General features: G+C 47.6%; 22 protein-coding genes. 1 reads left to right on the top strand and 21 read right to left on the bottom strand.

The genetic code is table 11. The annotated features are described in order from the left end of the window. Positions 1-34 precede the first annotated feature (34 nt). The 5 genes from I8J30_RS10800 to I8J30_RS10820 form a co-directional block, all read right to left on the bottom strand. The gene (locus tag I8J30_RS10800; protein WP_210658086.1) at positions 35-1,027 is read right to left on the bottom strand and encodes a sensor histidine kinase; all 993 of its coding nucleotides are present in this window, start codon (positions 1,025-1,027) and stop codon (positions 35-37) included. Next, a complete protein-coding gene (locus tag I8J30_RS10805; protein ID WP_210658088.1) occupies positions 1,024-1,698 on the bottom strand; it encodes a response regulator transcription factor in 675 nt (224 codons plus the stop codon). The genes I8J30_RS10800 and I8J30_RS10805 overlap by 4 nt, the downstream gene beginning before the upstream one ends. A gap of 77 nt (positions 1,699-1,775) precedes the next feature. Next, a complete protein-coding gene (locus I8J30_RS10810) occupies positions 1,776-3,815 on the bottom strand; it encodes a Na+/H+ antiporter (protein WP_210658091.1) in 2,040 nt (679 codons plus the stop codon). Between the two features lie 135 nt (positions 3,816-3,950). Next, positions 3,951-4,280, bottom strand: a complete 330-nt coding sequence (locus I8J30_RS10815; protein WP_177245713.1) for an antibiotic biosynthesis monooxygenase family protein — start codon at positions 4,278-4,280, stop codon at positions 3,951-3,953. 30 nt (positions 4,281-4,310) lie between these two features. Next, positions 4,311-5,189 (bottom strand): oxidoreductase, encoded by an 879-nt coding sequence (locus tag I8J30_RS10820; RefSeq protein ID WP_210658093.1) that lies wholly within the window; start codon positions 5,187-5,189, stop codon positions 4,311-4,313. Positions 5,190-5,629: 440 nt separating this feature from the next. Here I8J30_RS10820 and I8J30_RS10825 point away from each other — a divergent pair, with 440 nt between their 5' ends. After that, positions 5,630-6,859 carry an epoxide hydrolase family protein gene (locus I8J30_RS10825; RefSeq protein WP_210658095.1) on the top strand — a complete coding sequence of 410 codons (1,230 nt, stop codon included), beginning with the start codon at positions 5,630-5,632 and terminating at the stop codon, positions 6,857-6,859. Positions 6,860-6,966: 107 nt separating this feature from the next. Here the strand turns inward: I8J30_RS10825 and I8J30_RS10830 are convergent, their stop codons facing one another. The 16 genes from I8J30_RS10830 to I8J30_RS10905 all read right to left on the bottom strand — a co-directional run bounded on the left by I8J30_RS10830 (position 6,967) and on the right by I8J30_RS10905 (position 22,834). Continuing rightward, positions 6,967-8,313: a serine hydrolase domain-containing protein gene (locus tag I8J30_RS10830; protein ID WP_210658097.1), complete on the bottom strand. Its 1,347-nt coding sequence runs from the start codon at positions 8,311-8,313 to the stop codon at positions 6,967-6,969. A gap of 109 nt (positions 8,314-8,422) precedes the next feature. Beyond that, positions 8,423-10,561 (bottom strand): GMC family oxidoreductase, encoded by a 2,139-nt coding sequence (locus tag I8J30_RS10835; protein ID WP_210658099.1) that lies wholly within the window; start codon positions 10,559-10,561, stop codon positions 8,423-8,425. Between the two features lie 82 nt (positions 10,562-10,643). Next, positions 10,644-11,747, bottom strand: coding sequence for a Ger(x)C family spore germination protein (locus tag I8J30_RS10840; protein ID WP_210658100.1), 1,104 nt, complete (start codon positions 11,745-11,747; stop codon positions 10,644-10,646). Further along, positions 11,740-12,831, bottom strand: coding sequence for a GerAB/ArcD/ProY family transporter (locus I8J30_RS10845; protein WP_210658102.1), 1,092 nt, complete (start codon positions 12,829-12,831; stop codon positions 11,740-11,742). Before I8J30_RS10845 ends, I8J30_RS10840 begins: the two co-directional genes overlap by 8 nt. Positions 12,832-12,897: 66 nt before the next feature. Beyond that, positions 12,898-14,295: a spore germination protein gene (locus tag I8J30_RS10850; protein WP_210658104.1), complete on the bottom strand. Its 1,398-nt coding sequence runs from the start codon at positions 14,293-14,295 to the stop codon at positions 12,898-12,900. Between the two features lie 179 nt (positions 14,296-14,474). After that, on the bottom strand, positions 14,475-15,869 hold the full coding sequence (locus I8J30_RS10855) for a sialate O-acetylesterase (protein ID WP_210658106.1): 1,395 nt from the start codon (positions 15,867-15,869) through the stop codon (positions 14,475-14,477). Between the two features lie 149 nt (positions 15,870-16,018). Beyond that, the gene (locus I8J30_RS10860) at positions 16,019-16,573 is read right to left on the bottom strand and encodes an NADPH-dependent FMN reductase (RefSeq protein ID WP_091216188.1); all 555 of its coding nucleotides are present in this window, start codon (positions 16,571-16,573) and stop codon (positions 16,019-16,021) included. 19 nt (positions 16,574-16,592) lie between these two features. Then, positions 16,593-17,069, bottom strand: a complete 477-nt coding sequence (locus tag I8J30_RS10865) for a MarR family winged helix-turn-helix transcriptional regulator (protein WP_210658108.1) — start codon at positions 17,067-17,069, stop codon at positions 16,593-16,595. Between the two features lie 12 nt (positions 17,070-17,081). Beyond that, positions 17,082-17,855 (bottom strand): pirin family protein, encoded by a 774-nt coding sequence (locus I8J30_RS10870; RefSeq protein WP_210658110.1) that lies wholly within the window; start codon positions 17,853-17,855, stop codon positions 17,082-17,084. A gap of 175 nt (positions 17,856-18,030) precedes the next feature. Beyond that, entirely contained in the window at positions 18,031-19,155 is a 1,125-nt protein-coding gene (locus tag I8J30_RS33965) for a glycosyltransferase family 4 protein (protein ID WP_210658112.1), read from the bottom strand. Positions 19,156-19,409: 254 nt separating this feature from the next. Further along, complete coding sequence (locus I8J30_RS33030) at positions 19,410-19,925, bottom strand: WGxxGxxG family protein (RefSeq protein ID WP_338044850.1); 516 nt, start codon at positions 19,923-19,925, stop codon at positions 19,410-19,412. A gap of 150 nt (positions 19,926-20,075) precedes the next feature. Next, entirely contained in the window at positions 20,076-20,312 is a 237-nt protein-coding gene (locus I8J30_RS10885; protein ID WP_210658114.1) for a tautomerase family protein, read from the bottom strand. A gap of 15 nt (positions 20,313-20,327) precedes the next feature. Next, positions 20,328-20,963 carry a DsbA family oxidoreductase gene (locus I8J30_RS10890; protein WP_210658116.1) on the bottom strand — a complete coding sequence of 212 codons (636 nt, stop codon included), beginning with the start codon at positions 20,961-20,963 and terminating at the stop codon, positions 20,328-20,330. After that, the gene (locus I8J30_RS10895; protein WP_210658118.1) at positions 20,960-21,511 is read right to left on the bottom strand and encodes an NAD(P)H-dependent oxidoreductase; all 552 of its coding nucleotides are present in this window, start codon (positions 21,509-21,511) and stop codon (positions 20,960-20,962) included. The genes I8J30_RS10890 and I8J30_RS10895 overlap by 4 nt, the downstream gene beginning before the upstream one ends. A 94-nt stretch (positions 21,512-21,605) precedes the next feature. Next, positions 21,606-22,343, bottom strand: a complete 738-nt coding sequence (locus I8J30_RS10900; protein ID WP_210658119.1) for an SDR family NAD(P)-dependent oxidoreductase — start codon at positions 22,341-22,343, stop codon at positions 21,606-21,608. Between the two features lie 167 nt (positions 22,344-22,510). Further along, positions 22,511-22,834: an NIPSNAP family protein gene (locus tag I8J30_RS10905; RefSeq protein ID WP_210658121.1), complete on the bottom strand. Its 324-nt coding sequence runs from the start codon at positions 22,832-22,834 to the stop codon at positions 22,511-22,513. Positions 22,835-22,860: the final 26 nt, after the last annotated feature.

Raw genomic sequence — 22,860 nt, forward strand, 5'->3', positions numbered from 1 at the left:
TGATGATGACTATGGGAGCCTGGATTTTGAACGTTCATTGCGTTTGTTGCCTGAGCAATAAATAAGGATCCTCATCCTTCGGGAAATGGATGATACATTGCGTGAATGCGCCGACTTCAGAGGTACAGGTAATATAATGGCCAAGCTTGTTCGATAATTGCTGCGCCAAATATAAACCCATTCCGGTCGACTTCGTATGCTTGCGTCCCGTCTCTCCTGTAAAGCCTCGATTAAAGATACGCGGAAGGTCTTGCGGGCTGATGCCAATTCCGCTGTCGCGAATAAGCAGCTGCTTTTCTTGCGGTGTCTCGACCGTAGATATCGTAATTTGCCCGCCATGCTCCGTATACTTCAAGCTGTTCGTCAGAATCTGATTAACGATGAAATGCAGCCATTTGGGATCGCTTAGGACCTCCACCAAGTCTGCTTGCATGTCGATTCGGATTTTCTTAGCTATAAAGGTTTTCGAATGCGTTTTCACGATATCCTTGGAAATCTGCAGCAAATCGCATTTCTGAATATCGTAATCCTGGTTAAAGCTGTCGAGCTTGGCATAATAGAGCGCTTGATCGATGTAATTCTCAATCTTCGCGATCTCTTCCCTTAGGCTATTGGCGTCCATCTCCGTTTGCTGAAGCAAGCGCAGCACCGCAATCGGGGTTTTGATCTCATGAAACCAAGAGACGATGAAGTCATAATGCTCATTTTGCCGATCATGGACCCGATTCATTTCGCGGATATGTTGTACTTTCAATTCTTCCAAATACTGCCTTGTGAGCTCGCCCTCCAATGACAGGCTATCTGCATCCCCGCTGCTCATTTGACGCATCACTCGCAAATTTTGCCGGTAACGCACGAATAGGAATCCGAGTAAAACAAGCGAAATCAAAGTAAACGCATAGAAGAATGTCCCCCATGCCGGGCTGTCACTGCTATCGGTATAGAAAACCGCGGCCGTAATCAAGAAGCCAACCATGTACAGATAGATGTAAGGCTTCTCGTAGGATAGAAAACGCAGGAAGGTCATTCGATCAAATACCCCATTCCCTTGCGGGTTGCGATGAACGACTCCAATTCCAGCTCCGCGATTTTTTTGCGCAGCCTGTTCACGTTGACGGTCAATGTGTTGTCGTCCACGAACTGTTCTTCGTTCCACAGCGCTTGCATCAAGTCTTCGCGCGAAACGATTTTGCCGATATGCCGCATCATGAACTGTAATAAGATGAATTCATTCCGGCTTAACTCCGTGCTGTTCCCTCTATATTCAATCCTGGAATTCGTTACATTTAATTGTAATCCCCGGTGGACAAATCTTGGGCTTTCATCGTCCTGATAGGTATATTTCCTGCGGATAAGCGCACCGATTTTGGCGACTAGGATATCCAATTCGAAGGGCTTCTGAATAAAATCATCCCCGCCCATGTTTATCGCCATGACAATATCCATATTCTGGTTGCGCGAAGACAAGAAAATAATCGGCACCTTGGAAACGGAGCGTATTTGTTGGCACCAGTAATAGCCGTCCGATACCGGTAAATTTATATCTAATAGCACCAGATGGGGCTCTGCCCGCTTAAATTCGGCTAAGACCTGATCAAATTGGGTCACTTCCGTTACTTCATATTGCCACTTGACCAGTGTATCCGCGACAATACGTCTAATTTTCTCATCGTCTTCGACCAGCATGATGCTATACATGGTATCCCTCATTATTCTCAAAGTTTCTACTAGTAGTTTAGCATAATAGTACCGTAGATTACCTCTGAATGAAGGGATTAACCGAGCTCAATCTGTTCGTACATGGATGCCTCGCGGTCTCGTATGATGCGGCGCAGCTCGGATACCAAACCACGGTCGATTTTCCCCTGCTCGTATAAATTCTGGACCTCGTATCTCTCCGCCTGAACCGCAATCCAGTGAAGCTCTTTGCGTGTTTCATCGAACGCTTCTTTCTTGCGTTTGTGATGAAGCTGAAACGATCGCAGCCGGTTGACAAGCTGTTTGTAATAAGCAACTACGCACTCCGTCGGGTCATTGGCACTCTCAGGTGCGCACAGCGGACCCATCTGGTTAATGACCACTTGTCCGCACTCGATACGAAGCCCTCTCAGCGATTCAAGATCTTGCTCCGTTAATGCTCTTCGCCCGGACTGAGAAGCGCCGGTGAGCAGTTCTTTTAATCTCCCGAGCAGTCTTTTGAACACCAATAACCACAAGTGCAGCCGATTTGCCAAAATAATTTCAACTTGATCTAGCATTTTGTTGTAGAATTCCGCATGTGCCTTCGTGATTGTGCCCTTCTCGAGCCGCTGCTGAATATAGTTTCGTTCGATTTCCAGAGCTTCGATTCGTAGAGCGATTTCGTCTTGATTTAACCGGGAGATCCTTTTATATTGGTTGTCTTTCAGTCCAAGCTGCTGAATCATTTGGTTGTACTCCTCGATCACAGCTTCCACCGCTTCCTCGTTGCCTTCGTTGCTCTCCTGCTGCAATTGGCGTATACCGGCTTGCAAAATGTGAATATGCCATTCGTTCTCTTCTTGTACCATTGCAATTTCGTCCGTTACCGCACGTTTCTTCGCAATGAGCGGCAGCAAAATACTAGCGGTCAACAAAGACAACAAGATGACACAGGCGGCAAGAAAAATGATCAGGTTTCGTTCCGGAAACAGCTTTCCACTATGCAGAAACAGCGGAATGGAGAAGGCGCCGGCCAGCGTTACGGCACCCCGCACACCGGAGATGGTCGTCATGATGAGTGCTTTGAAACTCAAGGCTTCTTTACTGTAGGAGCCGAATATGCGCCAGCCCCGTGTAAAGAGCAGTGTCCATACAAACCGCAGCGCGAGCAGGAGCACAAAGATCGCAACGGCATAACCGATGACGACAATATTGTTGAAGCCCGGATCTTTGAAGATGACTGACGTCACATCCGGAATTTGCGTCCCCAGAATGACAAATACAAGGCCGTTCAAGATAAACAAATAGACGGACCACGTACTGCTCGACACGGATTTCAGCTTCCCGATGTCGCACTCTACTCGATCTTTCTCAATGGCATGTACAATCCCTCCTGCGACCGCGGCCAGAATGCCGGATACGCCGACCTCTTCCGCACATAAATAAAGTACGAACGGCGTTAGCAGCTGCAGGAGCATGTGCATGGTCTCATCATCCAGCCCATTGCGGCGCAGCAGCTGTCTAATACCGGCGATGATTACGGCGAGCATGGCACCGACAAGAAGGCCGCCGATTGAGATGATAAGAAAGCTAATCGCGGCTTTATGAAGCGAGAAAACGCCGGTCACGGCTGCCGCGATCGCAAATTTGAAAGCAACTAAGCCGGAGGCGTCGTTCATTAAAGCTTCGCCCTCGAGGAGTCGCATGAGACTCCTCGGCAAATGGATTCGCCCTGCAAGCGAGCTAACCGCAATCGCATCCGTGGGCGATAGGATGGCCGCCAACGCGAAGGCTGCAACCAGCGGAATGGACGGTATCATCCAGTGGATCGTATAGCCGACCACGAATACGGTAGCGAACACGAGTCCTACAGATAGCAGCAATATAGGAGCGCGCAGCTTCCAGAGCTCTTCGCGCGGCGTATGTCTGCCATCATTGTACAGCAGCGGGGCGATGAACAAGATAAAGAACAGCTCGGGCTCGAGTTGAAGATGAATGCCGATCGGGAGCATGGTAATAATGCCGCCAAGCATGATCTGAATGAGCGGTACCGGCACGAAAGGAACGAATCGGTAGATCACATTCGAAACCCCGATAAGGATGAGCATTACAAGTACGACAATAAACACTTCCAAGCTGGCTCCCCCCACTCCGAGCAATTATTTCGTTATATTTTCCATAGTCGCAAACTGATATTCTCCCTTCCATAGACGTTCCTAAGAAAGCCCTTTGGACGCAAGGTCGCAAAGGGCTTGGACAAGATTTTCGATTTATTCAACCGCCGGCTCAAATGTACGAACCACTTCATACATCCCGGGTTCAAACTTTGCTATCTTTAATGCTTCTTGGAGATACGGCAGCGGTTTAGGATCACTTCGCATCGCGTTGTATTCCTCCTCGCTTCTCCACTGCGCATACATCGTCACTTTCGTCCCGTCCAAACTGCGATGAAGACTCGATGAGATAAACCCTTTCGCGTAGCGTACAGAAACATCCGTTGCGCTGGTAAGGAGCTCAACCAAACGATTCTGATTCTCGGGTTCTACCGTGAATACATTAATGAAGGTAAGAATTGGGTTGTTCATTGAAATTTGAGTCATAGTTGCTGCCTCCTCTGATGTGAGATCTAATCAGTCGCCTATTTCGTCGTACATGCGAGTGACTTCCGGGCTCAGCGCTTTGACTTCGAAATCTGCCGAGCGGCTAAGTTTCTCCCAGCGTTTCGTTTCGGCTAATTTGCCCTGGTCCACTGCGCTTGCAATGTCAACCGCATCACTTCCTAGCAGCAAGCGAAGCGGCGGATGCTCTTCATTGACGATGGTTAGGATGGCTTGTGCAGCTTTATCCGGATCACCATTCTCCTTGCCCGTTGAGTCGCGCAGATACTTAAGCAGACCACCGACTGTGTCTTTGTACTCGTCACGCGGTTCGATATGCTGCATGGAGGAGCCGGCCCAATCGGTTCGGAAACCGCCCGGCTCGATCAACGTAACCTTCAATCCCAGCGGTGCGACCTCTTTGGACAAGACCTCCGAGAAGCCTTCCACCGCCCATTTTGCCAATTGGTAAGGTGCAAGACCCGGCGCGCCTATGCGTCCGCCAATGGACGAGAATTGAACAATATGACCGTGACCTTGTTCGCGCAGCAATGGCAGTGCGGCTTTCGTTACATTAATTGTGCCCCAAAGGTTCGTTTCTACTTGAGCACGGAAGTCGTCCATCGAAGTTTCTTCAATGGAAGAAACATTACCGTATCCTGCATTATTAACAAGGACGTCTAAACGTCCGAATGTTTCAAAGGCGGTTTTCACGGCTGCTTCAGCCTGCTCGAACCGAGTGACATCCAGTTGCACCGTGCGAACCTGACTGCCATAACGTTCAGCAAGATCAGACAGCTGCTCGGGATTACGAGCCGTTGCGATAAGTTGATCCCCATTTGCCAATACCGCTTCCGCAAGACTGCGGCCGAAACCTCGTGAGCTTCCTGTAATAAGCCAAACCTTAGACATATGATTGTGCCTCCCTGATGTTTGTTTAGTTTGGAATGTTTGTTCCAATGACGTCAGTATAGTCCGATTCAATTTCTAAGTCAATGATTTTCGGAATGTTTATTCCAACCCATTGGCGTCAAGTTCTCTTCGGAAAATCGGTATATCCGTCAGTGGATTATAGCTGATTATTCGACAATTCCCACCTTACTGATGGATGTATATCGATTTTCTTTAAGCTTGATTTCGGAATTTACGGAATATATATTCCATTTTCATATGAAAACTGTCCTTTGAGTACCTACGGGTTTAAATGATGCCCCCTATATATTCGAGCTTCTTAATAAACGGCATCTGGTCCGAATGGGCTAATGGTTGAATATGTTATATAGGGATTCATTCATGATGATTTCCCTCATGCTCATGCGTTCATTTCAGCCTTACTTAAAGGAGAACATACAATGGCACAAGGAAACGCAAACCAACAATACGTGGCGCTAACGTCCACTGATAAGAAAGCTATCCGTGGGCCGTTTCAGATTCATTTTCCGGAAGCGGAACTTACTGAATTGCAAAAACGCATAATCGCTACAAGATGGCCGGAGAAGGAAACGGTGTCGAATCAAACGCAAGGTGTCCCGCTTGCAACCATGCAGAAGGTCGCGGAATATTGGGCAACTGAATATGATTGGCGTAAATGCGAGGCTATGCTCAACAATATCCCTCAGTTCTTGACTGAGATCGATGGACTGGACATCCATTTCATGCATATTCGATCGAAACACGAAGATGCTTTGCCGATGATTATCACGCACGGTTGGTCGGGCTCCATCATCGAACTGCTCAAAATAATCGACCCGCTAACCAATCCGACCGCTTATGGCGCGAAAGCATCGGATGCGTTCCATCTGGTCATTCCGTCACTGCCCGGTTATGGGTTCTCGGGTAAACCTGCTTCGACAGGCTGGGGTCCTGTCCGCATCGCTCAAGCATGGATAGAGCTGATGAATCGACTGGGTTATTCGAAATATGTGGCACAGGGCGGCGACTGGGGAGCAATTGTTACGGATTTCATGGGTGTGATGAAACCGCCGGGACTGCTCGGTATGCATACCAACATGCCGGGTACGGTTCCTCCGGACATTGATACTGCACTTATGAAAGGCAACCCGCTCCCCTCTAATCTCACACCTGAGGAAATGCGTGCTTGTGAACAGCTGGCTTTCGTATACAGGCATATCGCCTATGCCTCGATGATGGGAACACGTCCTCAGACGTTGACCGGACTGATGGATTCGCCGATTGGCTTAGCCGCTTTCTTAATGGACCATGATGCTTGTAGTTTGGAGCTGATGATTAAGGCGTTCGATGGGCATCCGGAAGGCCTCACCAGAGATAACATTCTCGACAACGCTACGCTCTATTGGCTGACGAAAACCGCGATTTCCGCAGCCCGTCTCTATTGGGAGAACATGTTCTCCTTCTTCGTCGTCAAGGGAGTCCAAATCCCCGCTGCCGTGACTGTCTTTCCGTATGAGCTGTATGAAGCGCCGAAAAGCTGGACCAGGCAGGCTTACCCTGAACTTATCTACTATAACAGGGTCGACCGAGGCGGACATTTCGCTGCTTGGGAAGTACCGCTGCTGTTCTCCGAAGAAGTTCGCGCAGGTCTCAGGCCGCTGCGTGAATGAGTAACTCTGAGCTAACTTCCACCACCGCAACTCCGACGCTAACGATCATCCAATTAAAGAAGCCGTCTCCAAAGTAGCCTGCAGCACACTTTTGAGACGGCCTCTTCTTATGGAGCTATCGGATTTGCTCGGAGCTCCTGCAATCGGTTTGAAACGGCGCTGCTTTCAGGAACGATGGCTGTGCCGCAAGTTAATATACGAATCATAGCGTCTAATTCTTGATTATTGCGAGCCAGCGCTTCGGTGATGCCCACAAATTCATAATCGTCCAGATAGTAGGTTTCCGCTTCCGCGCTCATGATGCGATGATACTCGTCTAATGCAGCATCCACGCCATCAGATACCGCTAGCGATGCCATTTTATGTGCAAGAGATCGTTTAATAATGGACAGGTCCCGAATGCCCAGCAATTGATCCAGTATAGAGAAGGACACGTTGTCCAGCCAGACGTAATCGCTGTTAGCCATAACGGCTATGCCGATTTGGTCATCCGGAAGAATGAATAAATGAGTTAAGAATCCGGTATCCCACCCGGAATGAGAGAGGATGCGGGAGCCCTTGTAATCTCCCATAAACCAACCCAAGCCAATCTGCGATTTCTTGGGATCATAGCCCGTCGCAGCATGAGGTTTCCACATGTCATCGTAGCTGCCGGACTGCAATGCGGCATGCCCATTGCCTGCAGTCCCTTGGTTCAAGTGCATCTGCAGATAACGGCACATTTCTTCCGCGCTGGTATATAACGTGGAACTGGGAGCGTGTGCCCTGTTATATGGAAATTCATCGCTGACGACCCCGCCGTACCTCGGGGAAGCTCCGAGCACATGAGGCGCAGCTAGCCGAGCTTCAACTTCCTGCTTCAGAAAGGAGCTGGAGCACATTCCGATCGGTTCCAGAATAGCAGATTTCATATAGTGCTCGAAGCTCAAACCGCTGACCTTAGCGATCAGGTCTCCCAATATTTCGTAGCCAATATTACTGTAGGCGAATTGATCTCCGGGATCGCAGTTTAGCTTAAGATGAGCGATACTTCGTACATATCTTTCGAGGCTTTGCTCATCGTATTCCGGCCGGTCCCATGCGTAATCATTTTCATCCGGCATTCCTGATGTATGGTTCATCAGCTGCCTGACTGTAATTGTCTTATACCGCTCATCATCTAACTTAAAATAAGATAAATAACTGACAATAGGGGAATCCAAATCCACTTTACCTTGTTCAACAAGTTGCATGATGCCTGTAGCAACGAAGGTCTTCGATACGGAAGCTTGATGAAACAAGGTATCGCGAGCTACGGGAGCATCTGTCGTTTTATTTGCCGTTCCATATTCGCCCGCAAAGCACTGATTGTTGTCCCACACGATTCCGACTGACAGCCCCGGAAACTGTTCATGTTCAACGTATGCGGTCAGCATCGCGTGCAGACGGATAATTCTATTCGGATCTGTATTCATGGTAACCTCCTAAATTTGCATCCTCTTACCTCTTACTACTCCGAATTATAGCCATAGGGAAAGTTGCAAACTAGATAAGAAACGAATAGAAACTATTCTTTACCCATCATCACGCTTGGTTTACCAGATTCTCTGCGGTACGGAAGGCAAGCGCAAGTATGGTTAACACCGGATTCACGCCGCCGTTGGTGACATGCACGGAGCCGTCGCTCACCCAGAGATTATCATACCCGTGTACTCTTCCCATCGGATCGGTGACGGAAGTGGCCGGGTCGTCTCCCATACGCAGCGTTCCTGACTGATGCTGTCCGCCGCTAAGCCCATTACCGGCCCGAGTCCGCCACACTTGGCGTGCTCCCGCTGCCCAAAGCCACTTCTCTGCTTGCTCGGCCAGCATGGCTGAAGCGCGGAGAGATTCCGAGTGAACGCCTCCGGATAACTGAACAACGGGAAGACCGAAGCGATCTTTAACGGTTGGCGACAAACGCACTCTGGAATCTGCAGTCGGGATTTCTTGAATCGGACCTTGAATTTGGCTGGTGCGCAGAAAGGTTTCGCGCATCGTTTCCTTGCCGGCAAGCCCCCAGCGAGCCGCATCCGGTGCAAGTGCCCGGTTCCAGTGAATGAGCGGCAGCCGGATGAACTCGTTGGCTAGCAGCCCTCCCCCGATTACGCCTGCTTCATGGCTATGTTCGAATCGGAAGGTAGCGATACTCACTCCGGGTCCATTGCCATCCTGTATTTGTTCGTCAAAGATACCGTATGCACCGGCATACACATGCCCTTGCAGATGTCTGCCTACTTGGCCGAACCGATTGCCAATTCCGTTCGGTTCCATCTCACTTGCGGATTGGAGCAGCAGTCTTGCGCTCTCGATTGCCCCGGCAGCGACCACTACATGCCCTGCTCGAATATACCGGCGCTGGAATGAGCCATCCCCATGCTCGAAGATGAGATGAACGCCGGTGGCTCGTTTTCCCCCTTCTGTCTCAATACGCTCCACAATCGTATCGCAGATGAGGTCACACTTGTTCCCCTGTGCGGTCGCTCTCACCATCATCGTATTATGTCCGCCGTTCTTGCTGTTCGTTGGGCATGCGAAACCGACACACTGACCACATTGCCCGCAAGCCGGCCGTCCATCCCGTTCGATCGAATTGATCAGCAGAGGCACCGGACCTGCATCCCACCCCAGCTTCACCGCCGCTTGGGCTAAACGGTCGCCTTCCATTGTTCTGGGAATCGCAGGCATTGGATAGGAACGCTCCCGTTTCCCTCGACCCTGGAAGGCTGCTCCATCCCCGGAGACCCCAACTTCCCATTCGGCGCGTTCGTAATAAGGTTCGAGATCCTGATAGGTGATCGGCCAATCGCTTAGCGAGCTTCCGTCCGGAATTCCATAACGCGTCGCCATGCGAAAGTCTTCGGGATGAAACCGCCACGCCTGCGCGCCATAAACCCTTGTTCCGCCACCTACAGTCATCGCGTTATTGTGATATTCACCTTCGAATGGAACGGTAATGCGTTCCTGTCCGTTAGGCAATAGAATGGTCCGCGGGTTGCCCTCCGGAGCCGGTCCGGTATTATGTCCGTATTTGCTCATCCGATGATTTCGCAAGTGGTCGCGGCCAACCTGATCATAACGGAGCCAGCTCCCACGCTCGACGACGAGCACGTGAAGCCCGGATTCGGCGAGCACGCCCGCAGCCACGGATCCGCCAGCCCCGGCTCCGATCACGACGACATCATATTGATCTCGCAGCTGGTCAATAGTACGTTGCGGCAAATCGGTTTCCTGAACAGGTAGTTGGGTGCCTGCGACCGGACCCGGACGAAATCCGACCATGTCCCATGATTTTCCTTCCCGATTGCCACCGGCTTCCGGACTTCCATAATACCCCTCAATGACCAAAGACAATAACGTATCAAAGAATAGCTTCGGTGAAACAGGCCAATCCTGAACTTGCCCCTGCTGGACAGCAGCTAACAGGAGATCGCTTTCCGTTGCCGAAAGTTCAGCGAACGATCGACTATGTTGAGCGAATGCTTCTTCATGTAATGCTCGCAGACCCGGCTCTATGTGGTTCGACCAAGTATCCGGATTCTCGTTATAATGTCGCTCTAAGTATGTAAGAACCCCTGCCAGAGTTGCCGATGGCCAGGCATCTTCCGGAACCATTCGGTCCGCAACCGCTTTCAAACTTGTTTCTACCTCTACTGAAAAAAACTTCTGACCGACGGGCTTCATCTCTAAGCGCCACCTCATGCTTTGATTTTAGTAGGTACACATCAATTTTCAACTCTATTGTACCATCAAATCCGAGCAGCATTCATTTTGATTTCCCGGTATTAGTCAGACCTACTTTAACCTTTACGTGAATGGATAGGTTAGGGTATATCATAGTCCAGTTCATCTTTTTCCATTTTTCATAGGTTAAGCGATTGCGTACGACCTTTCCTATTCCGATAGGATCGGATTGGTATTTTTGCAATTTAGCAATAAGCTTTTCTGAATTGGATCTAACATATTCTTCTATTTCTCCTTCCAATTCTCGTTGATACTTTTCATTGCTTATGTCCTTTGTGCCTGTGTATTCAAGGACGCTTCCTTTTAAACGTAAAATGACTTCGACGTTCATATTCGTTGTATCTATTCGTTTACCATTTTTAGAATTAATGTTGCTTAAGGAAAGCTGAATATTTTCTCCGGACTTTAAATCATTCATCGTAATCATCAAACTGCCGTTTCTGATGTCTCCGATTAAATAGTTAAGCATTTGCGTTTCGTTTATGGTTAGGAGGGTTACATATTGATCTCCTTTAAAAGTCCCTAATCCTTTTAAACCAATGGCTTCCCCTTCATATGAAAAAACGGGAAGTACCGGATCGATCCCATCGTCGTAATAATCCCTTATAAAACGATATTGATTCGTGAATAAAACTTTGGTGTGTTTGCCTGCTCTGTCCAAGAACTTATATATAAACTCCGCATTATCTTCGATAGAGGGAAATTTTTTCTCGAGAATTTTTCCCGCATGCCCCTCTACAATGGCGAATTTAACGCGAGTTCCGATTTCCGGATCTCTCCGCAAGGATTGGATCACATGGAATAATCCTTTTTTGGATAGTTCCTCCCCAAAGAGAATCGTCCCCTGCCCTCCAACGATCTTCAAGCTGGTTAAATTTTGAACTTTAACGAAAGTGTCATGAATCGATTTTCCATTTGCCGTAAGCGTCATCGTATCAAACTTTCCTTCTCTGGTAACCGTCGGAAACAGAACCGTCGTTGTAATCGGGTTCTCACTCCTTTCGGACAAATCGTAAGCGCCCGCTTCCAGCACGGCTAATTTTTCAATGATGTTGCTTTCTTCGCAACCGGTTAGCAATGCTGCCAAGCAGCACGTCGTGATCAACATGATGGCTTTATTAGGCATAATCTCTCTCCCGCATCACCTGATTTTTAAGCATTTGTATGAAAAGGATGCATAATACGAATAGCGGTAACGCCCATGCGATAACAATCGCGCTATTGCTCAACCAAGTTGACCATTTATCCACATGAGCCACAGAATCCGGAAGTAGCGCGAGTATGAATCCGGCTGCCAGTATGCACAGGATCCACAAACCGGATTTCACTTTTCGGGCGATATGTTCGAGGGTTTTCTGAGCTCCCCAGAAATAGATCACCGTCGTTGCCAATACTTTGAAGGCAAATACGCAAAAGCAAAGATTTTCGGCCCGTGAAAGGAAAGTAACTTCGGTATATTCAAACAATGTCATTATGGGATATAAATCATTCAATATTTGATCGAAGCTAAAAAATCCAAAGCACGTAAAGGTGACCATCAAATAAACGACCAGCGAAAAGAAATTTCCGATAAACAGCGATTTCGTCCAATTTTTAGCCACCATCGGAAAAAACAATATGGAAACTTCGATACCGAGATAAACGGAGTAAACATGAAGCGTCCCCTGGAAATAATCGGTTCCTCCTTTAAAATAAAAGGGCGTAAAACGGGCAAATTCGAACTCCGGGATCAGATAAATGAGTAAGACAATCATTGGCATCACGAAGCAGATAAGAACAACGAATGACCTCGTTATATGGCGGATTCCACCTGTTAATAATTGAAAACTAAGCAGAGTGAAGAAAAGAACGAAATAGAAAGCTGGCAATGCCGGATAAAAAAATATCTTGATGATGAAGATATATTCCCTCATTATCATGCTTGCCAACCCAATCCACACACATAGGATAAACAAATAAACGGGTACCATTACCCATTTGGGTACTGTCGCCTCAATGATTTCGAAAACGGATCGTCCTTTGCCCAACTTATAAATGATTGCAATCATCGCAATATTCAAATTCACGAGTATGAAGATGAATATAATGCTTAACCATCCGTTGGTTCCAAAATATTGGGCAGTTATTCGAGGTAATGTATACAAGTACAGACCGTTTTGAACGCTATAGAATAGGATCGACAATTGAAGTGGACGGAGTCGTTCGTTCATATCATCACCACGATTTCCTCTTAATTTCGTATCGTATTGTTCATAGAAGGCGGTTGTTTCCCTCGCTCATTTATTTCTAAAGAAAGCCATGATGTTCATTTTGTCCTTCCAGCTCTTAAAAGAAGGTAAAGAAATCACCTTAACATAGGGCGAGGAATAATTCGATAACCCCATCAAGTGGATCGTTACAATACCTAAAGCGAAGAAAATACCAATATTCCCCAAAAATCCCGCCATGACGATAAATAGAAATCGGACGAGTCTGATCGAAGCGCTCATCCCATAACTCGGGACGATAAATGAAGCAATGGCCGATATGGCAACGACAATAATCAAAATATTGCTGGTAATCCCTGCCTCGACAGCAGCCTGGCCAATGACAATACCGCCGACAATGCCAATGGTTTGACCGATTTTTGTAGGTAGTCTCGCACCTGCCTCCCGCAGCAGCTCAATGACGATTTCTAAAAACATAGCCTCAACAAAAGGCGGAAAAGGTACCCTGCTCCTAGACTGCATAAGGCTTTGCAGCAAGGATTGAGGGATCATTTCATAATGATACGTACATATAGAGACATAGAAGGCTGTAAGTATTAGGGTGACGAATAAAGCTAAGTATCGCAGAAACTTAACCGCTGCTCCTATAGTGAAGCGCTGATAAAAATCATCCGGCGATTCAAAAAAATCAAAGAAAGTGGTCGGCGTACAAATAATATTGGGACTATCATCGACAAGTCCGATAATCTTTCCATCATATAGTTTCGTTACAGCAACATCCGGTCTTTCAGTGGTATAAAATTGAGGAAACGGCGAGTTTTTATGATCATCCAACTTTTGAATTAAAAAATTGGTGTCGGTGATGGAATCCACTTTAAGCGCTTGAATCCTTTCTTTTAGATGATTCACAACGCCTATACTTGCAATACCCTCAATATAGATGATCAGAATTTTAGTTTTGGATATGGCCCCGACAGATAATCGTATCATTTTTAAGCGAGGGCTTCTGATTCTTCTTCTAATTAATGAAACATTCGTATTTAATACCTCATTAAAAGAGTCGTGCGGCCCATTAATGACGGTCTCTCTTTCAGATTGCGAAATGGCACGCTCCTCGAATCCCGGAACATCGATAAGATAGGTATGCTCCTCGGCGAACAGCGACACATTTCCGTCTAAAATTCCGTTGATGACTTCCTCTTGCTTAAATACGCGTTTAAACAGTGACTGCTGAATAGACTGTTCAAAATGATGGATCGTCATTTCTCTTAAGGGTTTGAGAATTTCCCACTCTAATGACTGGACATCAACTAGCGAATTCAAATAAATAATGCGAATTGCATCCTGGTGGAATGAACGTTCAACAAGATCAAAACTATTCTCAAATTCCGCAAGTGTCTTTTCAAAATTAGCTGCTGTCATTGTTTTTTCCTTTTGAATAATTTTGTTCGAGAGCACGTCATTCACGTACTCTCCTCCGAAACGGCATTATCAGATATTATGGAGCACAGCCTCCCCAAATATGCATAATTCAGCCAGTACATGTACGATGTGGGAATGACATTAAGGGCTGCATCGGGATTGTTCGAGGCATAACAAAGCCCGCCTATTTCTAGGCGGGCTCGGGCTGACTTCATTGCATCTGCCTATTCACTGACCTTCTGTCCGTAAAAAGCAAGAATCGGCATATAGGTACCGGAATCCAGCGGCAGGAAGCTCGACGGATTCATTTCATAAGCTGCGTGTACGACGGTTTCCCCCTCCGCCGGCCTGTCCAGATGCAGCGTGATCTCATCGCGGGCCGTTATTTGCCAGCTGCTGATGTTAATTTCGCCATTCACATCTTCCGCGGCGAAAACGTTAGAGACCGGTCCGATCGCATGCAAGTAACCGGCTACGTTAGCGAATTGCAAACGAATACGAGGCTTGTCATGCTTTTCGATAAAGGCTGCCCTCACAAGGCATGGAGCTTTCGCATGCAATGCAGCGCCTTTATAAACTTCAGCTGCGGCCAGCTTGCCCATTCGCTCGCCAATTATCATGTTTCCGGCAGGGCTATTATGAATGCCGTCGGATAACGGACAATCCAGTGCCGGAATGACATACACATGCGGAATGTTCAGCGCAGCTTGACGCTGCGCTTCGCGAACACGCCCCCAGGAACGATTGCCTTCTTCCGTTGCAGCATCCGTGCAACGATTAAGCTGAACCGTCAGAACAGGTAAGCCGGCATCATTTAATTCACGGCGCCAGTGCTCTACAGTTCGTCCAAAACGTTCCAGGTAGGTAACCGAATCCGCAGGTGAGCAATCGGAGCACCCTTGATACCATAGGATACCACGTATTTTGCCGCCTGCGGATTGAATAATGTTCATCATATTGCGATAAAGAACCCCATCCTCTTCGGGGTTCCAGGCTTTGAGCGGAGAGCCGCCCAGCGCGGTTTGGATCAAGCCGATCGGAATACGCAGCTCCTTCTGCAGCAGTTTGCCAAATGCCAGAAATGGAGAATGACCGGGATTAGCGCCTTCTCGATTCTCGAAATGTATGGATGCGGTGGATTCATTAAACGGATGGGAGGCCAAATCCCACTGTCCGTTATTTCGGAGCAAATGGATGCCGAGCTGCGGTGCATCCTGGAACGGGCCTTTCCCGTAGCCGGCAGCGTTGCTCTGGCCCGCTATTACCCAGAGATCGCCAACGCCAATGTGATGGATCATATCCCCGCGAGTCGCCCATTCTAAAGCAGGATTATCGTCAAGCTGCAAGCTTGTTTCGACCCGATAAAGCCCTCCCTGAGCGATGGAGTCTAACGTGATCTCCCAAGCTTGCTCGGCTAACATGACAGCCGGCTGCCATGCAACAACCTCTCTCGCATCCTCTTCGCTTACGACCCGAGCAAGTACTTGCGCTGTCTTGTATGGGACACCTTCCGGAGCGGCCCACACCCCGGATAACGCAATGCTGCCCACCCCGTTCTCCTGTTGAATGATCGCCCAAGGCTGAGGGCCTTGTTGAATGATCGCGCCAACCTGTTGCATGCGGATATCACAATCCTTTTCATGAAAGTTTGAATGATTATCCGCTACTATTTCTCTATTCTCCCGCATACTCCTGCCGCGATTCCTCGGTAACAGCAAAAAGCCGCATCAGATAAGAATCTGATGCGGCTTGGTTCTTCCGGTGCGTATTAACGCAATGTTTTCAAAGCGCCGCTCCATGCGATCACTTGGTCCAGCATCGTGTTAACCGCAGGCTCTTGATGAGCGCCCGGTTTGAATACACTATAGTTCTCAAAATCAGTAATGAGGGATAGTCCCACTTGAGCGCGTACATCAGCGATATGAAGCTCGCCGACGATCAAACGGAGATTCTCAATTGCACGGGATCCGCCGTTGCCGCCGTACCCTACGAAGCCAGCCGCTTTATCTTTCCACTCGTGGAAGAGAAAATCAATGGCATTCTTGAGTGCACCCGAAGTAGCGTGGTTATACTCAGGAGTAACGAATACATAGCCGTCAAAGGAAGAGATTTTCTCGGACCAAGCGATGGTATGCGGTTTGCTGTATTGTCCCATGGATGCCGGAATCGGCTCATCCAATAGCGGCAAATTGAAGTCTGCAAGGTCGACAAGCTCGAAGGATGCATCCGTGCGTTTGTTTGCAATATCGGTAACCCAGCGTGCTACTGCTTCGCCATTGCGGCCGGGACGTGTGCTTCCAAGAATAATCGCGATTTTCAACATAATAATGACCTCCGTATAGTTATGATTTAGGGTTCGTTTCGTTGTTTTGACGATCCTGAATTCCTAATCCGATCTTCTTGAGCAGCTCGATCAGCTGCTGCTTCTCCTCATCCGTTACAAAGGATAAATTGTCGGAAATCGTCTGCACATGCTTAGGGAATATCGTATCGAAATAGCTGCGTCCTTCATTCGTCAACGCGGCATTCGTTTTACGCCGATCACCCGGAATGGGAAGTCGCTCCACATACCCCTTCTTCTCCAATTTATCAACCACATAGGTGATGCTCCCGCTTGGAATGGAGAAGGTATCGCTTATTTTCTGAATGGGATGCGGACCTTTATTGTATAGAAACTCGAGAATTTGGAAGGTTTCAATATTGAGACCATAGCTGGTGATATCGCGCTCTAAACTCCCAAACAGCGTGTTCACCATATTTCTCATGACGCGTATCAGTCTTAAATCCAGAGCCGTTCCTTCAGCATTAGGTTCAATCATTTCGTAACCACCTTATCTTGCTTTCTTATACAAAGGATATTCGACTTTGGTAGGAACTTCAATCATAAAAATGCGAAGCTTCTCGCCTTCAGCCCGAATACCGATCTCTCCCTCTTGTTCACTTTGTACAATGACAAAGTCTTTATGCTTAAATGTTACGGTATCTTGTCCATCTGAGAGGACAGATCCGCCATCACCTCTAATTGCCAATGCTGCGAGCGTCCGGTCTGGCACTATACGGTGGGAATATGCAGTTCCCGGCTCAAGCTCTACGTCAAACATCCGTGCATCGGCAACCAGTTGGTGGATCGGCGAACCTTCTCCAAGGATCGTCTTTATGTTTACGCCATCTTGATTCGTCTGCGGAAAGCGTTCATGTTTAAACAGCTCGTACGTCGGCTTGCGTTTTACCGCATCATTCAAATAAGGCTCAAGCCAGATTTGAAAACTTTCGAAGCCGGCATCGACACTTTCGGCATGTTGAAGTCCTGAGCCCGCTTGCATGAGCTGAATATCTCCGGCTTCCAAGTAGCTTTCCGTACCGAGTGTATCTCTGTGCAGACCTTTGCCTCGAATGCCGTAGGATAAGATCTCAAACCCTTGGTGTGGATGAAATCCAATCCCTCCGGCTTTCTCCGCATGGCCCCAAGCCCAGTAGAATAGCGGTCCCAATCTGACGGTAACCGCACCTTGCCCGGAGAAACCGAGTGGCTTCTGGGCGTGAATTGCTCCGCCGTCGAATTCCTCTTTCCCTTGAAACTGTGGGCCTAATACTTGGATGTTCACATGAATTGCTCCTTTCTTATAGTGTGTTCTTGCCGTTCAACTTAAACAAGTTACTCTATATTTATTTATCCTAACACAATTTATTATAATCCTAGGATATAAGTCTGTCAACCTGCCATCGACTGGATAAGGTCTTGCGGACAAAGAAAGAAGCCCCCGGATTCGGGGACTTCAATTAGCTAAACAGCCGAAATAAAGTGTCAATTGTAGCGTCCCATCGCCAATTCTGAACGGTTGCCTTGCCATTCTGAGTGAGTTGAAGACGTAATTGCGGATCATGAATTAATTGATTAAGACCGGCTTTCGCAGCCTCTTCATCCCCAAGCGGTACAACAAGAGCATTATATCCGTCGATAATATACTCCTCATGCCCCGTACAATTTCCTACGACCGCCGTTCCGCCACAGGCCATCATCTCCATCGGGGGTCCGAAGAAGCCTTCTACATGGCTTAATTTCAATAAAATATCGCAGCTGGAATAAATGTGCTTCATATGCTCCATTGGGACATGGGAGAAGAACCGATCGCATCGATATTCCGGATCCGGTTCCCCATTACTTGAAACGCACCATATTTCGCAATCCAGATCCCGGACTACCCGGAACGCTTCAGCCATTCCTTTGAGCGGGTTAAGGATAGGGCCTTCCAGCAGTACTCTGACTTTATCTCTCTTCGGTTCAATGTGCTCTGTAGGATGGAATAGCGTTTCATCAATGCCGTTGGGAACATAAATCGAGGTGTGTCCGTTATTGTGCAATAACCAATTCTGAATCCAGCGTGCTTCTGTCATATAAATAAACGGCAGCCTATACGTTTGCTTTGCAGCTTCGTATTCGGCACTGCCTTCGGGATAGAAACGACTTTCAATCGATTGAACGAAATACACCTTGCGATCCGCTGACAGTTGAAGAGTCGGGTGAGCCGTCGACCAGTGCGTAGCAACAACGGTGTCAAAATGCAGCTGAGAAGCGGCCTCGAGTGTTATTATCGGCACCTTCTGCTGAGGGAACCAATCGATGTGGTTAAGCGTTTGATCCATACTAATCAGAACCATATTAAGCCCTCGAGCCTGAAGCCTGTTCACATGCTGACATATAACGGCCACGCCGCCCGAAATATCACAGCTCGGAATCACATATCCGATCGTCCTGGGTCTCTGTTCCGAAACTGTCCGCTGTCTTTTCGATTTAGGCTTGCGATGAGGTCGTTTCTTCTTCTTGAGCAGCTTCCGTTTGCGCTTATGAATGGGTTTAGCTGTACGTGAATTGCGTCGCTTCTTCCTTCTCTTCTTGGCAGCCACCAAAGCAGACCTCCCACAACGTCCTATTCCGACAATCTATTCACCCTTCCCAATGAAATTGTTAGACCATTGACATGGTGAATGTAAAAACAAATAACCTGTCGGCTCTATCCCGGCAGGTCTTCGCGATTAACGCGCGATAATGTCAATTTCCATTGAATAGAGCATGTCTTATCCAGAGAGGAGTGAAGAAACAATTAATGGCTGCCGATCAATATAATCGGCAGCCATTTTTCATGACATTTCGTAATGGATCAAGTGCGCTCACCGGAGCGATTACGCATGCCTACAAGTCCGAGCAGCCCAAGCAATCCAAGCCATCCCCAATCAAAACCATCATCGTCCGTGCCTACTGCGGTAGCACGATAACTGTTATCGCGCATTAGCCCCGATCCGCCTGTGATGGTTCTGTTTGTCAACGTCCCATAAGGTCTCATACTGCCATTATTTGCGTTCGTGCTGCCATAGTAAGAATTCATATTATTCCCATTCGTGTTACTTCCATAGTTCGAATAATTTCTCGTACTATACGTGCTCGCATTGTTCAGATCTCTCAGGTTCGGAGTTATTCTAGGTGTACCGGGAATGCCGTAAACATCCGGCGTACCTGTAGCACCCGGCGTCCCATTCATGTTGCTGCCGGATCCATAGATACTCGACTGGCTTCGTTCAATGTCAGTATTGCTCATCGATTTATTTGCCATTGCCGGTAACGCAAACATCGCCGACAGCGTTAGGCATACAGCTGCGCTCGTTATTGCTTTTCTCACTGATTAACAACCTCCATAAGTGTAGTGGTTTCACTTATGGTTTCCCCTCGATACGAAGCGTTCATCCTTGCTTTTCGCTGGTAACGGTTTGTGGTGCGATGTAAAAACACCAAACCCGACAACTGCCGGGTTTGGTGTGGGAATAACTCTTTATTTCTTTTTAGCCGCAAGCTGCTGGCGGTACTCTAACGCAGGCAGTCCGCCCCAGCCCCAATTATCGGTGTCCACTTCTTCAATGACGACGAATGTCGCTTCAAACGGCTTATTGAGAACGTTGAGCATGAGCTCACTGGCTCCTTTAATAAGAGCTGCTTTCTCTTCGGCAGTAATAGACTGGCGATCAGGTGTAGTCCCTTCTTTGGTCACTTGAATCGTTACGATCGGCATGATTGTTCTCCCCTATTAGATCGTTTGTTTAATCACATTAATGAATTCATCAGGCGATTGCAGCCCGGATAGACTGACCTTCTCGTTAATGATAAAGTAAGGCACTCCTCTAACCCCAAGCTTCTGTGCATTTCGCTGACCGGCTTCAACTTTATCGATGCCCTCACCGCTCATCAGACGACTTTTTAACGCATCTGCGTCATCCGCTGCTTTCGATTCAATCGCAATGCGGACGAGTTCATCCACATTGCCGATATCAATACCTTCTTCAAAATAAGCCTTGTAGAGCGCTTCTATTAGTTGCACTTGCAAATGCTCCGGCGTAATTGCAACTAACTGATGGGATTTTGTAGTGTTTGGCGTATATTTAACAAGATCCATATTATAGTTAAGGCCAAATTGCGCGCCGGTTGTGTTGTACTGCTTCATTCTTGCTTCGAATTGTGCTGTTCCGCCTAATCGGCCGATCATCACTTTGCGATAATCCTCGCCTTCCGGTCGGATATCCGGGTTAAGCTGGAACGCATGCCAGCGAACAGTTGCTTTCGTGTCTTCCGGCAATTGTTCTACAGCTGCCAGCAGACTCGTTGTTCCCATTCGGCACCATGGACAAATCGTATCGAAATAAACATCAATCGTTACTTGGTTCACTTGGCTGTCACCGCTTGTTTCACCGGCTGAACCGTTTTGATATGGCGGATATAATCGACTTTGCTTTGTTCCAAGCGTTCATCGGAGAGATTAGACACATCGCTTAATGCAAAGTGAGGCAAATAAGACGCGCTGATGAAATGAGCAAGTGCATCGATCGGACGCAAGATCTCTTCGAGCGTGTAGCGATTAAAACCGTCCGGTTGGTATGAAGCTTCAGATCCATAAGTCGAGATGGCGACGCCAATCTCTTTGCCTGCGGTTTTGCTGCCGTCCGGACCGTATGCCCAGCCATATTGCAACACCGTATCAAACCATCTTTTCAGCAATGTCGGTGTGCTGTACCAGAACAACGGGTATTGGAAAATAATCCGATCATGCGCTTCAATGAGTGCTTGTTCCTTGGCAACGTCGATATTCTCGTCCGGATACGTTTTGTATAACTCGTGAATTGTGAATTCGCCGTGCTTCTCCAATTCTTCGCGCCATGTACGGTTCACTCGGGATTGTTCCATATTTGGATGTGTAATGATGACTAATGTTTTCATGTGTAATATCTCCATTCGTGTTGGTTTTTTTGTTTGATAAGAAAGACGGACACGTAATAAATAATAAAGGTTAACTGTCAGTTCTTTAATTAGATCAACGGCCCGCGTTCTGTCCGCCATCTACATGTAGGATCTCCCCAGTTACGAAATTTGCAGAATCCAAGTAAAGGATCGCATCCACAATATCGCTTGATTCGCCCATTCTGCCTACCGGATGCAATTTATTCAAGAAATCATGTGTTTCTTGAGGGTGCATTGGCGTTTTGATGATACCAGGCGCAACTGCATTCACGCGAATCCCTTTATCGGCGTATTCAATGGCCAGGGACTTCGTCGCGGAATTAAGGCCGCCTTTAGTCAGTGACGCTAAGATGGATGGCACGCCGGCGATCGGTTGATCTACAAGGCTGGTTGTAATGCTTACGATATGTCCATTGCCGGCCTTCAGCATCTCAGCTGCCGCACGTCGAGTAATTTGGAAGAATCCGCCCATATTGATCGAAACCACATTAGAAAAGTCCTCGTCCGTGTATTCCGTAAAAGGTTTTGCAAGGAAGATACCTGCATTGTTAACCAAGGTGTCGACACGTCCGAAGCGATCCAATGCTGCTGCGATAACGCGATCGGCAACTTGAGGGTCCGAGATATCGCCAGCAACCGCAGCGACTTGTGCGCCGGTAGGATCAAGTTCTTTTACGGCAGCGGCTAGTGTATCTTCACGGCGTCCGTTGATTACGACATTCGCTCCGCGTTTCACGTATTCCATCGCTGTTGCTTTACCAATTCCGCTGCTACCGCCTGTGATGATGACTACTTTACCCTGCATATTCATTGCTTCAATCTCCTTTAACCTATTAATAGGTAGTTTATTTGTTTAACGATATCTTGTTTTCCTAAGTTCGACTATGCTTTAGCAGTTTGCGTTGTTTTTGTTCATGAGTTCATTCTACCTTTTAGTAGGTAGTAAATCAACGGAAATATTAGGAGGCTAATTCGTAATTAGTTATTCTTAAAAAATGGGACGTTCTTCATGTAGATACTTTCTTGTTTCTCTACCAAGGCTCCGTCAGCTTCCGTAACACGTCTTAATTCGAGCCATTCAGGGTCATTACGGAATCGCTCATAGTTGGCCTCGCGCAGTTCCATGTTCTCATGCTCGACGATATAATACAGCTGATTTTTGTCTGTATCGACATCGTCCCAGAAATGCGTAATTTTCATTCCGTGCTTACTGAACAGTTCAATAACGTGGTCCCTGAATCGAGCTTGAATGGCCTGCATTTTACCCGGCATGACATGATAAACGCGTAATTCATACAACATATATGATGCCTCCTATAATTGGTTTG

Source organism: Paenibacillus lignilyticus (genome assembly GCF_017942085.1).
GTDB classification, from domain to species: domain Bacteria; phylum Bacillota; class Bacilli; order Paenibacillales; family Paenibacillaceae; genus Paenibacillus_Z; species Paenibacillus_Z lignilyticus.